The 14,649-nt window shown below is 63.0% G+C and carries 10 protein-coding genes and 1 pseudogene; 2 read left to right on the top strand and 9 right to left on the bottom strand.

The genetic code is table 11. The annotated features are described in order from the left end of the window. Window positions 1–4: 4 nt before the first annotated feature. Entirely contained in the window at window positions 5–1,303 is a 1,299-nt protein-coding gene (locus tag Q2K57_RS14645; RefSeq protein WP_112055835.1) for a TRAP transporter large permease, read from the top strand. After that, window positions 1,303–1,839, top strand: coding sequence for a winged helix DNA-binding protein (locus Q2K57_RS14640; protein ID WP_112055834.1), 537 nt, complete (start codon window positions 1,303–1,305; stop codon window positions 1,837–1,839). Before Q2K57_RS14645 ends, Q2K57_RS14640 begins: the two co-directional genes overlap by 1 nt. Before the next feature lie 29 nt (window positions 1,840–1,868). On the opposite strand, the gene Q2K57_RS14635 is transcribed toward Q2K57_RS14640, so the two are convergent. The 9 genes and pseudogenes from Q2K57_RS14635 to Q2K57_RS14595 form a co-directional block, all read right to left on the bottom strand. After that, window positions 1,869–2,777: a hypothetical protein gene (locus tag Q2K57_RS14635; RefSeq protein WP_304525531.1), complete on the bottom strand. Its 909-nt coding sequence runs from the start codon at window positions 2,775–2,777 to the stop codon at window positions 1,869–1,871. Then, window positions 2,774–4,018 carry a hypothetical protein gene (locus tag Q2K57_RS14630; RefSeq protein WP_304525530.1) on the bottom strand — a complete coding sequence of 415 codons (1,245 nt, stop codon included), beginning with the start codon at window positions 4,016–4,018 and terminating at the stop codon, window positions 2,774–2,776. The genes Q2K57_RS14635 and Q2K57_RS14630 overlap by 4 nt, the downstream gene beginning before the upstream one ends. Continuing rightward, window positions 4,015–4,641 (bottom strand): hypothetical protein, encoded by a 627-nt coding sequence (locus Q2K57_RS14625; protein WP_304525529.1) that lies wholly within the window; start codon window positions 4,639–4,641, stop codon window positions 4,015–4,017. Before Q2K57_RS14625 ends, Q2K57_RS14630 begins: the two co-directional genes overlap by 4 nt. Further along, window positions 4,638–8,330 carry an ATP-binding protein gene (locus Q2K57_RS14620; protein ID WP_304525528.1) on the bottom strand — a complete coding sequence of 1,231 codons (3,693 nt, stop codon included), beginning with the start codon at window positions 8,328–8,330 and terminating at the stop codon, window positions 4,638–4,640. The genes Q2K57_RS14625 and Q2K57_RS14620 overlap by 4 nt, the downstream gene beginning before the upstream one ends. Before the next feature lie 171 nt (window positions 8,331–8,501). Next, window positions 8,502–10,343 carry a protein kinase gene (locus Q2K57_RS14615; protein WP_304525527.1) on the bottom strand — a complete coding sequence of 614 codons (1,842 nt, stop codon included), beginning with the start codon at window positions 10,341–10,343 and terminating at the stop codon, window positions 8,502–8,504. A gap of 49 nt (window positions 10,344–10,392) precedes the next feature. Beyond that, a complete protein-coding gene (locus tag Q2K57_RS14610) occupies window positions 10,393–11,733 on the bottom strand; it encodes a 2-oxo acid dehydrogenase subunit E2 (protein ID WP_304526713.1) in 1,341 nt (446 codons plus the stop codon). A gap of 201 nt (window positions 11,734–11,934) precedes the next feature. Beyond that, a pseudogene (locus Q2K57_RS14605) lies at window positions 11,935–12,084 on the bottom strand (biotin/lipoyl-containing protein); the annotation flags it as partial. Window positions 12,085–12,124: 40 nt separating this feature from the next. Beyond that, window positions 12,125–13,102 (bottom strand): alpha-ketoacid dehydrogenase subunit beta, encoded by a 978-nt coding sequence (locus Q2K57_RS14600; RefSeq protein WP_304525526.1) that lies wholly within the window; start codon window positions 13,100–13,102, stop codon window positions 12,125–12,127. A gap of 1 nt (window position 13,103) precedes the next feature. Beyond that, on the bottom strand, window positions 13,104–14,318 hold the full coding sequence (locus Q2K57_RS14595) for a thiamine pyrophosphate-dependent dehydrogenase E1 component subunit alpha (protein ID WP_304525525.1): 1,215 nt from the start codon (window positions 14,316–14,318) through the stop codon (window positions 13,104–13,106). Window positions 14,319–14,649: the final 331 nt, after the last annotated feature.

Here is a 14,649-nt window from a genome sequence, read left to right as displayed (position 1 = left end):
TCCCATGCTCGTCATGATGACCGTATTGCTGGTCGCCCTGCTGCTGCTGCTCGGCAGCGGCGTCTGGGTGGCCTTTTCCCTGATGGGGCTCGCCTGGATCGCCATCAGTCAGTTCAGCTCGATTCCCACCGGCGACGTGATGGCCTCGGATATCTGGAGCGCAAGCTACAGCTGGGAGCTGACCGCCCTGCCGATGTTCATCTGGATGGGCGAGATCCTGTTTCGCTCGCGCCTCGCCGAGGACATGTTCAGCGGCCTCTCGCCCTGGCTCCAACGCATTCCTGGGCGCCTATTGCATACCAATGTGGTCGGCTGCGGCCTGTTCGCGGCGGTCTCCGGCTCATCGGCTGCCACCTGCGCCACCATGGGCAAGATGTCGATTCCCGAACTTACCAAGCGTGGCTACGATGAGCGCCTGGTGCTGGGCACCCTGGCCGGCTCGGCGACCCTTGGCCTGCTGATTCCACCATCGATCATCCTGATCGTCTATGCGGTAGCCACCGACCAGTCCATCGCGCGATTGTTCATGGCCGGTGTGCTGCCGGGTGTGATGCTGATCACGCTATTCGCCGGCTACCTGATGCTGTGGTCCTGGCGCTATCCGGACAAGGTGCCACCGGCCGAGGCGCGAATGAGCTTCAAGGACAAGCTGCGGGCATCCCGCCGCCTGATTCCACTGTTCGCGCTGATCGTGGGCGTGATCGGCTCAATCTATGCCGGTATTGCCTCGCCCACCGAGGCGGCTGCCGTCGGCGTGGTGCTGTCGCTGTTGCTAGCGAAGCTGCAGGGCGCCATGAGCCGGCGCATCTTCACCGAGGCGATACTCGGCGCGGTCAAGACCTCGACCATGATCGCCTTCATCCTCGCCGGCGCCTCCTTCCTGACCGCTGCCATGGGCTTCACCGGCCTGCCAAGCGACCTGGCCGCCTGGATCGGCACCCTGGGGCTGTCGCCACTGATGCTGCTGGCCGTGCTGACGGTCTTTTTCATCCTGCTGGGCTGCTTCCTCGATGGCATTTCGGTGGTGGTGCTGACAACCTCGATCATGCTGCCGATGGTCGAGGCCGCCGGCATCGATCTGATCTGGTTCGGTATCTTCCTGGTGATCGTGGTGGAGATGTCACAGATCACACCGCCGGTTGGCTTTAACCTCTTCGTGCTGCAGGGCATGACCGGGCGCAACATTCTGCATATCGCCAGGGCCGCGCTGCCTTTCTTCGGCCTGATGCTGCTGGGTGTTATCCTGATCACTCTCTTTCCACAGATAGTTACCTACCTGCCCGAGGCCATGGGGAACAGTTGATGAGCAAGGACAGCGTCGTCGCACCCGCCGCGACCCGCCGCGGCCCGATCGTGTCGTCGGAACACCTCTCCCACAGCGCACAGGAGCTGTCGGAGTTCGAGTTTGGCATGATCATTTCGGGGCATGCCTTCAACCGCTGGATGGTGCGTTGCATGACAGCGGCGGGATACCCGGAACTCGGGGTGTTGGATGTACTGGTGCTGCACAGCGTCAACCATCGCGAACGAGCCAAGCGCCAGGCGGATATCTGCCTGGTGCTCAACGTCGAGGACACCCACACCGTCACCTATGCGCTGAAGAAACTCGGCAAGCACGGCCTGGTGGCCGGCGAGAAACAGGGGAAAGAAACCCTTTTCCGCACCACCGATGAGGGTCGTGCGGCCTGCCAGCGCTATGCCGAGATCCGCGAGGACTGTCTGGTCGAGTCGCTGTCCTCGCTGGGCATCGGCCGCGAAGACATGCACCAGATGGCAGGGCTGCTGCGTGCCATGTCGGGGCTCTATGACCAGGCGGCTCGCTCAGCGGCCTCGCTATAGGAGACACAGAGCGCTCAGACGCAGAAAGTCTAGTCCGACCCAAGGCCCAGCGGCACCCACTCGAGATCGGCCCCAAACCACTGCTGCCGGAGCCCGCGCTGCTGGCCGAACATGAGCGCTAGATAAGGCTGCAACGGATGATCTCGACGGAGGCTTTTCAGGTGTTGACGAAGCACGGCCTGTGTCTTCGTTTGCTCTGGCGGCAGATGCTCGCCGGTCACTTTGGCGGCAAGCCATTCCAATGGTGGCAAGATCAGATGCGTTGACTGGCTCGCCAGCGCAAACGACACGCCGGAGGCATCGAAGTCACCCAGATAGCCATGCGGCTTGCCGGTGTCCATCCACGCCCTGGCCAGGGCAGCAAAGCCGCCGCCGTAGTGCTTGTCGCCGCGATAGACCACCAGCGGCCGACAAATGCGACGAGCAGTTGTCGAGCGAATGACGTTGGCCTCTGTGTCGCCGCTAAAGGCATAGAAACTGTCGAGATTCTCTATCTGAATGAGCGCATCGAAGGCCCCCAGGTCAATCGACGGCCAGTCCAGGTCGCGATATTGGCGAGACTCGGCGGAAAGCCAAGACAGAGAGGACTCGAGCGGCAGGTTGACAAGCACCCGCCGGAATCGCGGGCGTTGTCCCACGCCTTTCGCTTCCTCACTTCCCAGGTAGGCCTGTTCAGACGTGGTGAGCCCACTGAGGCTAACGCCCAGTGGCGCCTGCCCAAGACTCTCCAGCACGCGATTGATCTTGGAGAGCAGATCACGATCAAATCGCAGCGTTTTCACGTTCTGTCGTGCGCGCAGATCGATATCCTGCTGAGCACACCACGCCTCAACTTCCTTGACCCATTTGGCACTGCGCGCCTTTTCCAGCGTTGGCTGACCGCGCAGCCGCCGCTCGACTTCGTTGAGGGCACGACGGGCGGCGCTAGAGAGCGTCATGCGGGAAGCGCCAGCTGCAGCGTGACGTCGTGGATCAGCCGCACGTGATTGAAGCTGCTGGCCTGGCTCTCTTCCTGATGAAGACGAAAGGCGCGCTGCTCGCTGCGCGGCAGGCTTTGATACTCGGCGATCACCTGGAACAGCCAAATCTCGTCCTGCCAATCCAGATCCCTGGCGTGTAGATAGCCCAAGGCACTGACGCCGGAGGCGTCAGCCTCATCGACCACCGCCAGGTAGAAACGCTCGACATCCTGCTTCAGGGCCTGCTGACGAGCGGCGACGCGAGATTCCTGCTGCTGCTCGGCGGGTTGAGCGGCCTCCACGGCCTGTGGCGGTTGCACCGGTGCCGGCAGTTGGCGAACCAGCTCGCTGAGCACAGCGGTATCCCGGTGACGGTCCAGCGCGGGCGCCGCCGCCGCAGTAAGCGAGGTGGCACGGTTAACCAGGGCCGGGACCTCGCTACGACGGGCATAGTTGCCGGGCACGAACCCCGGGTGCTCGCGCAGGAAAGCTGCCATGCCGGCCACCAGGCGGCTACGCGACTGCTGCTGACGAAAGCGCGCCATCAGCTCGATCAGGCGTCGCTGCACTTCTCGCAGGCTGGTGTAGTGCTGGCTGAGTTGCTGCTGCAATTGGCTGATCAATAACTTGCGCAGGGTGCCATCGCTGCCGACCAGTTCGATCAGCTCGTCGAAGTCGATCAGCGCCAGGCCGTCCAGCAGGCGCTCGATCTGCTTCTGGGCGCGATGGTTCTCGCGAATCTTGTCGTTCAGGCGACTGACAAACCCAAAGTCGCTGTTGAGGCGCTGCCAGAGGCTGTCGATGGCATCGGCGAAGCGACCGTTGAGGTCGTCCACCTCCTGACGCAGGCGCAAGAGCTGCTGCTCCTGCTGCCAGTATTCACCGCGACTACGCGCCTCACGATAGCTCTGCACCAGGCTGCGGATAAGCTCCAGCGTCTCGGCGACACCGGCATTGACGTGTCGCCGGGTCTCGTCGGCAAGCATCTCGGCGATCAGATCCCGGACCTTGGGGGACAGTTTTACACCGCTCTGCTCATCGGGCCGCCACAGAATCCGAGCCGCGAGCAGCTTGCGTAAGGCTGCATCGGTCAGTGCCTCAAGCGGCACCTCGTCGCGGGTATAGCCCTGCATCAGTGCATCGGCGTGCTTGCCAAGCAGCGCCAGCCGTTCGGTACCGGTGGTCAGCAGTCGGCTTTCCAGGGCGTGAACCTCACTCACAGCAGGGCCTCCTGAGTCGCCGGCGCCTCCTCGTCGATGGGCAGGTTCTCCTCGTCGCGAATGAAACGCACCAGGTCGATCAGGTAATCGACCTTGCCGGTTACCAGGTAGACCTGTCGGTCGGCATGCGGCTGGAGTAGATAGCCATGCTCCTTGAGACGCTTGAAGACCTGCTTCAACTGCGCGTCGAGCTGCTCGCTCTGGGAGCCGAAGAAGCTATCGGTAGCCAGTCGTTCCAGCCGCTCGCGAAGGCTCTGGTTATCCTCACACTTGGCGCTGAATTCGGCCGGTTTGAGCACGTCGCCCGGGGCAATCAGGGCATCGCGCCCCAGCGCCTCCTGCACCAGCCGTAGCCACTCGAGCAGGGGCAACAGGCTGTGAAGCGTCTCGCCCAACTGTTGGGAGAGCTGCTCCCGGGCTTCGTCGTTCACGTGCCGCCAGGCAAGAAAATAGACGCTGCTCTCCGGGTTGGCGGCCAGTCGCCGATTGAGCGGGCGCAGGTAGGTGTCGAGCTGCTCGCGGATCTGCTCGTCCTGCAGGCGCCGAAAGGCGCTCTCGTCGCTCACCGCACAGATGAAATCGCCGGCCAGCAAGCGCTCGATCAATGGGCCATGTTCAGTCATTCTACGACCTCCTCGGTGGCGCGGGCCTGCAGCCGCTCGGCCAGGCGACTCAGCCGCGGTTCGATGCGTTTCAGACAACGACGGTTGGGGCGGCTGTCGTCGCGATCGATCAGATAGCGATTGTGGAACAGCATCAGCACGTCCGACTCGGGGTTGGGAAAGGCGCCGACGATATGGATGCGGTTGCTGTCGCAGGCATCGAAAAGTTTTTCGACGTTGTGATAGGCCAGCGTGCCGATCTCGTCGATGGGCCAGTGGATGGCGATCTCCGCCTGGCCGCGCAGCAAGCGAGTGAAAGCAAGCAGGAACTTGCACAGGATCAGGTAGGCCATACCGTGGCTAGACGATTCCAGAAGCTGGCGATCGTTCTTGATCACCAGATCGTTGCCGCCTTCGTTCAAGTAAAGCTCGAGGCGCAGCAGGCTCTCGAAGCTGTATTGCTGATCGCTGCGCAGCAGGTCCACCACATCGGCCAGGGCATTGAGATAGTCATCGCTGGGCAGGCCGTCGCCGCGCCACGCCCTGAAATGCTCGGCAAACAGCTTAAGAGGCTCCCAGAAGCCCAGCTCATCGATGGTCGACTGGATACGCACTTCGGCCTTGCTGATGCCCTCGAGGCGCAGGTCGTCGGCGACCTCTTCGGAGAGGCGACGACTCTGGGCACTGATGCGGCGGTTGAGGTCGCGAAAGACGGTGAAGAACTTGTCCAGGTCATCGCCAAGGTTGCGCCCCTCCTGGATCAGCTGCTGCTGCTGATCCTCCAGCAGCTGAAGCATGCCGCGCAATAGCGGTAGGTGACGCCGAGGGTTGCCAGCCTGCTCGGGGTCATCTTCCACAAGCTTGGCCCGCTCGGCGTCGAGGGTCTCGACGAAGCCCGACGTGGCGCCCTTGATCAACTCGCTTTCCACCTGCTCGCAGCCCTTGCGCAGGGTATCCAGTTCATGACTGCGACTGGCCAGGGCTTGCCGCGCCCGCTCCATGCGTTCATGCACATCGCCGGGCGCCTCGCTGATCGGCTGAGTCGACGCGCCGAGCCCCAGGCCGGCCAACTGGCTCAGCAGCGGCTTGAGGGCGTCGATCACCTGCTGCTGCGCGTCGCGCTGGGTCTTGAGTGCCTTGACCGCATCCTGATGCGCCGACTTGGCCGCTTGGAAATCCTGCCTGCATTGCTCGAGTTCGCGCTTGACCGCCTGCAGGTCACGCGACAGCACCGCTTCCTTGTCGACCAGCTGTGGCTTGCGCTCGCCCCATTCAACGCGCATGAAACGGGTATAGGCGTCGAGTTCTTCGCGGCGCCGAGCCGTGGTCCGAATACGCTCATCGAGCGCTGTCAAACGCGAGCGGGTATCTCGCAGCGTAACGGGGTCAACGCCCTGCTCCTGCAGCTCTCGATCATAGGCGGCTTCCAGCTCCTCGCGCTGACGCCGGTGTTCATCCTTCAAGTCATCGAGCCGCTGTTTATGCTGGCGAATCTGTTCATCCAGACTATCCAGTCGGCTCTGCCCATCGGCCTTCAGCTCCAAAAGCTGCGCCTGGTGAGATTCTGCCATCGCCTTCAGCTGCTCACGCTTTTCGTCACGCAGTGCCTGCTGAGTCGCCTCCTGAGCCGCCAGCGCCTCTTCGCCAGCCAGACGACGCTCTTTCTGCTGCCGGGCATGGCGTTCCTGCTGCTGGCTTCGCGCCTCGAGCGCGTACTTCACTTCCTCGTCGGCTCGCTTGAGCGCAATCCGCGCCTGCCCCAGGCGTTCGTCGGCCTCCCGCACGCGGTCGTGGCCTGACTTGAGCTGCTTCTCGGCCGCTTGCAGCTCGGCCTCTGACCGCTGACGCGCGTCCTCGGCCGCCTCGATAGCCGCCATCAGGCTGGCTTCATCCTGTGCGTAATCAGGCAGGTCAATCGCCGCCAGATCGAGGGCCACACCGAACAGGTCACCCTGTCCCCCTTCTGGTGCCACCTCAGAAAGCTGCGGCGACAAATCCCGACGCTCGAGCAATTCGGGCGCGATCACCTTGCCCAACTGCTGCTCCCAGCCGGGCCGGTGGTAGCGCAGAAAATGTCGCAGACTGCCCTGGGCAGGATCACGCTGCTGATGCAGCGCATAGCCATGATCCTGAACCTCAGACAACCGCTGCCTGGCCGCTTCGCGCTCACGTTCAGCGGCGTCACGTTCGCGCTTTAGGGTCTCGTGCTCGTGGCGCACGCCTTCCAGGCTCTCAGATGCGGCATTGCGATCGCTCTGCGCCTGGTCCAGCCGCGCCTGGGCCAGTTCGGCCTCCTGGGCCTCTTCGCCAGTCTGGGTGGTAGACGCGAGCTGCGCCTTGAGTGCGGCCAATCGCTCGACGCCCTGCTCGAGCCGGGCCTGATAGCTGCCCTCGAGGGCTGCACGCTCGTCCTGATACCGCGACTCGATACTGCGCTCGGCCTCCCACTGCTGCTCGCGACTGGCGGTTTTCTCATCGCCCAGGGCATCGACGAGGCCCTGAATTTCCTCTGTTTGCCGCGCCAGCACATCGGCCAGCTCGCGCAGCCGTCCATCGAGCTGCGCCTGACTGGCCTGCACGGCTTCCTGCATGTGGGTCAGGTGCTCTCGAAGCTGTTGGCACTGCTCACGCCACTGGGGCAAGGCTTCCAGATCACGCTCCAGGGCCGGCATGTCCGCCTCGGCGTAGCGCTCGTACTGCTGCTGCAGATCGGTGAGCTCATGCTGGGTACGTTCAAGCTCGCTGTTCAGCTCGCTGAGGCGATCGTTAAGCGCGTCGCGGGTCTGTCCGTAGTCACGCTCACGGGCCTGGAAGTCACGCTGGTGCGCGGCAAGCTGCTCATCGCTATCGGCCAGGCCGCGCTCGGCGCGATGACGATCAGCCTCCAGTTGGGGTTTGAGCTGCCATAACGTCGCCTCCAGGTCAGCGATGTCGCGATCCACCTCCCCAAGCCGCGCCACTAACTGCTGCATGGGCTCCAGGCGCATCGACTGACGCATCTGCGCGATCCAGTCGCGGGCCTTGGTATTGCGAATCCGGGTGACCGGCAGCTCGACGCCATCCTCTTCGAAGATCGCGGCCAGCATGGTCTTGAGGGTATCCATCTTGCCCTCTTTGGCATGCACCGCCGAGATCAGCTTCTCCATGTGGCGGATGCGGCGTTCGGGCTTCACCAGGCTGAACTGAGCGGCTATCTGGCGCAGCTTGAGGCCATCGCGACTATTGCCATGCAGCTGGGTGAAATCATTCTGGATCACCGAGCGGTATTCAGAGGTAGCGCCCAGCTTGGCCGATACGCTCACCCCCTCGCGGCGCAGCTCGCTGGCCCACTGACTGTAATCGAGGGCCGCGACACCGGCCTCGCTCTCCACCAGATAGTCTTGTGGGCGATATGGCGCCCCCACGAAGCGGTACTCGACGCCCCCATCGCTCTTGCGCGTCAACACCGCCTGGCAGACATTGCCCGCCTCGCGCCGGTATTCATACACCAGGTAGCTGTTGCGATGCGGCAGATAGAAGGCATCGAACTTCATGCGTGTCTTGGGCACTACCTTGTTGGGCAGCTCGCCGTAAAACACCGGCACCAGGCGCTGCAAGGTGGTCTTCCCCGAGGCGTTGGTCCCGCAAATATTGGTGTGACCATCGACATTCAGCTCGACCACACCGTCAAGGTGGCCGTGAATCATCACGATGCGTAAAAGATGGGCCATGCCACGTCCTTATTCGTTACTGACATCCATGGCCCCTATCTTGCCAGAGGCGACGCCCGGATGGAGCCCGAGCAGGTATGCCAATAGCGGTCTAATCGGTGCCTGGCTTAAACATCGGCGGGCCTTTGAGCGGGCAGTGAGGTCTGCGGTATGCGTGGTCAGCGGACTGACTCATGAGGCATAGGGGTTCTTGGGGGAATAAGGATTCTTGGGGTAGTAGCGCTCCGGCATGCGCTCGATGTGGGCAAAGAACTTGGTGTCCTTGTAAGGCATCTTCATAAAGCCCGAGACGCCAAGCCCCTCGATCAGCCCCACCGCCGCCAGGATGTCATCCAGTCGCTTTCGAAACTCCGACTCGCGTGCCGGATCCAGCAGCCGGTAGTAGCTGTGGATCTTCAAGTGGGTGGGCAGCGCCTCGAAGATGATCATGCCGGTATGGTGGATGGCGTTGAGAGCCTCGAGAGAGACGATGATCTCGTCGGGCAGCACCAGGAATTCTTCCGGGTCGGGGCCATCCTCGAAATAGGAATGCACCCGGGTGTGATCCTCGAGCTCGGGGACCGCGCTGACCTCGTAGGGCAGGCGCATGTCCGGCGTGAGAATAAAGGGCTGATCCGGCCCCAGCCGGTCGACGTGCAGGGTCTCCCGAGCATTGAACAGGCAGCTCTTGAAGATCCCTCGACGGTAGATGGCCCTTGCCAGGTGAATCATGTTGTTGACGGCGCTGACGAAGGCCGCCTTCAGCGAGGGGTCATGCAGGTTAAGCGAGATATCGACGTAGATACCGTCAGTCTCCCAGCGAATCGCCAGGCCGCCGACCACGGGATAGCGACCGAGCCGGCTGACTGCGGCCAGGAAGGCCTTCTCGGTCTCCCCCATGCCCTGCATGAAGTTCTTGTAGTAACGGTCGAGCTGAACGTCGTTAACCTCGCTCATCTGCTCCGGCGCGCCTTCCTCGCGCAGGAAGGCCTTGCGCGAGCTGTAGACCACGGTATCGATCTCGCGCCCGGCCGGACGCACCCAGACGGGTAGCAGTGACGCCTCGGGGGGCTCGTCGAGCTCGACCATCACGGTGCGCGCCAGCCGCGGCATATGATCAAGAAAGTAATCGCCGGCCCGCAGCCTCAGCGCCGGGTCCGGCGAAAGCATGGCGTCGAGCATGCGGGCAAACTCCATGGGCAGGCCAAGCGACGTTGCCGGTATCGCCCGATGGCCGAAACGACAGGACTGCCCCGAGGCCAGTGCATATAGCGTCCCGGCCGCGCCCTGCTCATCGAAACGTGGCGACGACAGTGCGCCGTTCAGCTGCTCTTCGCCAATGAAATAGACATCGCCCAGGCGGGCGTTGGTCTGCTGCAGGTTATCGGACATCAGCTCCATGACGTTGGTGGCCACGTGCTGCAGGCGCTCGTCGAGCTGAGCGAAGACCGAGGAGCCCCAGTCGATCAGGGCGATACGTTCGGTAGCGGCATCAAAGACCAGGTTCGAGGGCTTGATATCGCCGTGCACCAGCGGCTTGCGCCGCCCAGACTCACGGCGCAAGTGCCGCAGGATGTCCGCCAGTTGCGCGGCAATATGTACCACCAGCCGCGGCGACAGCCGGCCGTGGCGCAACGATACTTCTTCGAGGTTCTCCCCCGGTGCACGCTCCATGACCAGGATCGACTGGTTGCGCACCCGCTGATAGGCAATCAGCCTGGGCACCCGCGGATGCTCGACCTGCTCGAGCATAAAGGCCTCTTCCTCGAGCCGGTCCTGCAACTTCTGAGGTAGCGTCACCCGGGTGAACTTGAAGACGTGCTCGACCTCGCCGGCCGGGTGCCGCGCCCGACCGGCAAACACGAAGCCATAGGCGCCCTTGCCGATCAGGGCGATGTCACGGTAGCCGAGCTGCTCGAGCTGGGTCTGGCAGAGCGCGACCCAGTCCTTGAGCTTCTTAGCATCGTCATGGCTGAGCAGGTAGATCGACTGCTCTTCCGGGATGTAGAACTGCTGGAGCGACGTCGCCGTCATGATCTCATCCCGTCAGTGCGATCCCAGCATGATCCTGGACCAGCGTGACCTAGCCAAGGTGCAGCAACATACTTTGCGGTGACTCAAGATAGCCCTTCCAGCGATTGACGAAACGGGCAATGGTGCCGCCGTCGATCACGCGATGATCGCCCGACCAGGTCGCGGTCATGATCGCCCGGCTCACCACCTGGCCATCGGCATCGAAGCGCGGCAGCTGCTGAGTCTTGCCGATCGCCACGATGGCCACCTCCGGGGCATTAATGATCGGCGTGGCGTAGGTGCCGCCCAGGGCGCCGATATTGGAAATGCTGATGGTGCCACCCTTGAGATCTGCCTGCTGCACGCGGCCTTCCCGTGCCTCCTGGGTCAGGCGCGCGATCTCACCGGCGATGGCCAGCAGGCTCCTGCGCTCGACGCCTTTCACATTGGGCACCATCAGGCCGACCCGGCTGTCCACCGCCATGCCGATGTTGCAGGCGCTCTGGTAGTGAATCTCGGTGACCTCATCATTGAGCCGGCTGTTGAGGATCGGGAACTCCTGCACCGCAAGCGCCAGGGCCTTCATGAAGAAAGGCATCAAGGTCAGCCTCACCCCCAGCGCCTCGGCTTCGGGCTTGAGGCGTTCGCGCAGCGCCAGCAGCTCGGTGACGTCGATTTCGTCGCCGTAGGCAAAATGCGGAATGGTGCTGGCCGAAGCCACCATGCGCCGCGCCATCACCGCCTGAATGCCCTTGAGGGGCTCGACGCGGATCTCGCCGACGGCGGAGGTGCCACCGACCGTCGTCGGCGCAGGCGTCTCGCTCGACGATGGCTGGCGGTGCTCGTCGCTGTGGTCGCCCTGTTCGAGGAAGCGCAGCACGTCGTCCTTGAGCACCCGGCCGTGCTTGCCCGAGCCGGGAATGGCAGAAAGGCTCAGCGCATGCTCGCGCACGAGACGGCGCACCGCCGGGCTCGCCGGGATCCGCCCGAAAGCACCACTGCCCTGGGCTGAGGCACGTCCTTGCTGCGGTGCACTCGGCGACGCGACTGCTCCCTCATCAGTAGATCCCGCCTGCCGCGTCATCTGCGGGTTGGTCGCCGCGGGCTCGGCGGCACTAGAGGGCGCTTGCCCTTCGGAGAGATCTAGTCCTTCGGGAAGATAGGCAAACAGCGGCGAGTGCACCCGCGCATGCTCGCCCTGCTGATAGTAAAGACGGGTCACACGGCCGGCCTCCGGTGCGGTGATTTCGACCAATGCCTTGTCGGTCATCACGTCGACCACCGGCTGGTCCTCGGCGATTTCGTCGCCCTCCTGGATACGCCACTCGACGACCTCGCACTCGACGATGCCCTCGCCGATATCCGGCAGCACGAAGTCGGTGCCGCTGGCGGAGACGGCCTGCCGAGACAACGATTCAGCGGCGATCTGAGACGCTGGTTCCGGCGCGCGCGTGGCCGTCTCTCGAGTTGCCGGCTGAGACGCCTCCTGGTGTGCCTGACCGTGCTCTTTTTCTGGTGACGGTCCTTCCTCGCCGGCCTCATCTCCCACCAGGGCAAAGAGCGGCGCATGCACCTTGGCAATTTCACCCTCTCGGTAATACAGCCGGGTGACCCGGCCATGATAGGGCGCGGGAATCTCCACCAGCGCCTTGTCGGTCATCACCTCGGCGACGGGCTGGTCTTCCTCGATCACGTCGCCCTCGCCGACCAGCCACTTGACCACCTCGCACTCCACGATACCTTCGCCGATATCGGGCAGCATAAAATCGCTCATCATTGCTCTCCTGTCCGGATACCGGGTTCTAGTACGCCATGCTGGCCTTGATCGCCTCGAAGACCTTGAGGCGATCGGGCAGGTATTCCTTCTCCAGCGTCAGCGGGAAGGGCGTATCCAGGCCGGTGACCCGGCTGATCGGCGACTCCAGGTACAGAAAACAGCGCTCCTGGATGGTGGCGGCAATCTCGCCGGCGAAGCCGCCGGTCAGCGGTGCCTCGTGACTGATCAGCAGTCGGCCGGTCTTTAAGACCGAGGTCGCCACGGTCTCGACGTCCCAGGGCAGAATACTGCGCAGATCGATGATCTCGCAGGAGATACCCTCCTTCTCGGCGAGTTCAGCGGCCTGTTCGATGACTTCCATCTGGGCGCCCCAGGCCAGCAGGGTGATATCGCTGCCTTCCTTGATCACCTCGGCCTCACCTAGGGGCAACTGGTAATCGCTTTCCGGCACCTCACCGGTCGAGGCGCGATAGAGCCGCTTGGGCTCGAAGAACAGCACCGGGTTGGGGTCACGGATGGACGCCAGCAACAACCCCTTGGCCTGGTGCGGGTTGCGGGGCACCACGACCTTGAGGCCCGGCGTATGCGCGAAATACGCCTCAGGCGACTGGGAGTGATAGAGCCCGCCGGCGATGCCGCCACCGTAGGGCGCGCGAATGGTCAGGCCGCCGACATTGAACAGATTGCCAGACCGGTAGCGGAACTTGGCCGACTCGTTAACGATCTGGTCGAAGGCCGGAAAGATGTAGTCGGCAAATTGGATCTCCGCCACCGGCGTTGAGCCCTGAGCGGCCAGGCCATTGGCGAAGCCGATGATGCCCTGCTCGACCAGCGGCGTGTTGAAGCAGCGTGCCTTGCCGTATTTTTCCTGCAGGTGGCTGGTGGCACGGAAGACGCCACCGAAGCCGCCGACGTCTTCGCCGAAGCACAGCACTCGCTCATCGGCGGCCATGGCGATATCCAGCGCCTGATTGATGGCCTGCAGTAAATTGATGTTCGCCATCTCAGCGCCCTCCCTGGCCGTTCTCGGCATCCGATGACGTAGTCGAGCCTTGGGAAGCGCTCTTGGGATAGGCCTCTGGATAAAGCCGGATATGCGCTTCCAGCGCGGCAAGCTGCTCGTTCAATTGCGGCGTGGGGGTGTCGTAGACATCAGTGATCAGGCTCTCGAGAGGCGGCGCCGGGCGCTTCTGGGCTACCTTCATGGTTTCTAGCACCTCACGACGCAGGCGCTCCTGCAGGGTCTTCTCTTCTTCATCGCTCCACCACTCGCGGGATTCCAGCCAGCGGCGTAGTCGCAGGATCGGGTCTTTTTCCCGCCAGGCTTCTTCTTCCTTCTTGCTGCGATAGCCGGAAGGATCATCGGAAGATGAATGGGCCGCCAGGCGATAGGTCATGGCCTCGATCAATACCGGCTGGTTATGCTCCACGGCCAGCCGGCGCGCCTCCAGAGTGGCCTGATAGACCGCCAGCACGTCGTTGCCGTCGACCCGAATGACCCGCATCTTGTAGCCGAAGGCTCGGGGGGCGACGCCATCGGCGGCGAACTGCTCGACCGCCGGGGTGGAGATCGCATAGCCGTTGTTGCGACAGAAAAAAATCACCGGGACCTTGTGCACCGTGGCCATGTTCAGCGCGGCATGGAAGTCGCCCTCCGAGGCGGCCCCCTCGCCAAAATAGGTGATAGTGCAATGGCCATCGCCGGCGAGCTTCTGCCCATAGGCATAGCCGGTGGCCTGAGGAATCTGAGTGGCCAGCGGCGAGGAGATGGTCATGTAATGCAGCTTGGCCGAGCCATAGTGGATCGGCATCTGACGTCCCTTGCCGTAGTCACGCTCGTTGCCGAACATCTGATTCATGAATTCGTCGCAGCTAAAGCCGCGATAGGCCAGCGCCCCCTGCTCACGGTACTGAGCCATGATCATGTCTTCGTCATCCAGCGCCGCGGCACTGCCGATTACCGCGGCCTCCTCGCCGGTACACTGCATGTAGAAGCTCAGCCGGCCCTGGCGCTGAGCGGCCAGCATGCGCTCGTCGAGCACCCGGGTGAAGACCATGGCGTGGTAGATGCGCAGCGCCTTGTCGCGGTCGAGTTCGGGCGCCGCTGCTCCTTCAAAGAGGCTGCCGTCCTGCTTGAGCAACGCGAAGGTATCGATCGAAAACTCGTCGCCCTTCAGAAAGGTCGGGGAGTGAACGAGTGAGGAAGTGGTTGTTGTCATGATGCTCTTCCCTGGGGGTGGTGGTGAAAAGCCTCACGCCCCTTGTGAGGGCATGGTTATTCAGAAGGTAGTCATAAACCAACCCGATGGCACAGTCCGCCTGATAACGACCCGATGCCGCAAGTTTACGTTAACGTAAGATAGAGCCCGGCATGGGGTGCTGTATAGCCACAGCGCCTGAGACCATGGTCGCAGGCGCCATGAAAGGTCACTGATCCGCTAAAGGAGACGGCCGATACCAGCGCCCTCGCACGCTTGGGCTCGAGCAGGAACGGTTGAGGAAGAGCGAGACAAGGTGGGAAAACAGGAGAGATAAAAGCGGTTCGAGACA

This window comes from Halomonas sp. I5-271120, from assembly GCF_030553075.1.
Taxonomy (GTDB): domain Bacteria; phylum Pseudomonadota; class Gammaproteobacteria; order Pseudomonadales; family Halomonadaceae; genus Onishia; species Onishia taeanensis_A.
This window is presented reverse-complemented; position numbering and strand designations above follow the sequence as displayed.

Bases quoted from the DNA above. Each gene is read 5' to 3' on its own strand.
- Q2K57_RS14645 (WP_112055835.1), top strand. From the start codon at position 5: ATGCTCGTCATGATGACCGTATTGCTGGTCGCCCTGCTGCTGCTGCTC.
- Q2K57_RS14640 (WP_112055834.1), top strand. From the start codon at position 1,303: ATGAGCAAGGACAGCGTCGTCGCACCCGCCGCGACCCGCCGCGGCCCG.
- Q2K57_RS14635 (WP_304525531.1), bottom strand. From the start codon at position 2,777: ATGACGCTCTCTAGCGCCGCCCGTCGTGCCCTCAACGAAGTCGAGCGG.
- Q2K57_RS14625 (WP_304525529.1), bottom strand. From the start codon at position 4,641: ATGACTGAACATGGCCCATTGATCGAGCGCTTGCTGGCCGGCGATTTC.
- Q2K57_RS14620 (WP_304525528.1), bottom strand. From the start codon at position 8,330: ATGGCCCATCTTTTACGCATCGTGATGATTCACGGCCACCTTGACGGT.
- Q2K57_RS14615 (WP_304525527.1), bottom strand. From the start codon at position 10,343: ATGACGGCGACGTCGCTCCAGCAGTTCTACATCCCGGAAGAGCAGTCG.
- Q2K57_RS14600 (WP_304525526.1), bottom strand. From the start codon at position 13,102: ATGGCGAACATCAATTTACTGCAGGCCATCAATCAGGCGCTGGATATC.
- Q2K57_RS14595 (WP_304525525.1), bottom strand. From the start codon at position 14,318: ATGACAACAACCACTTCCTCACTCGTTCACTCCCCGACCTTTCTGAAG.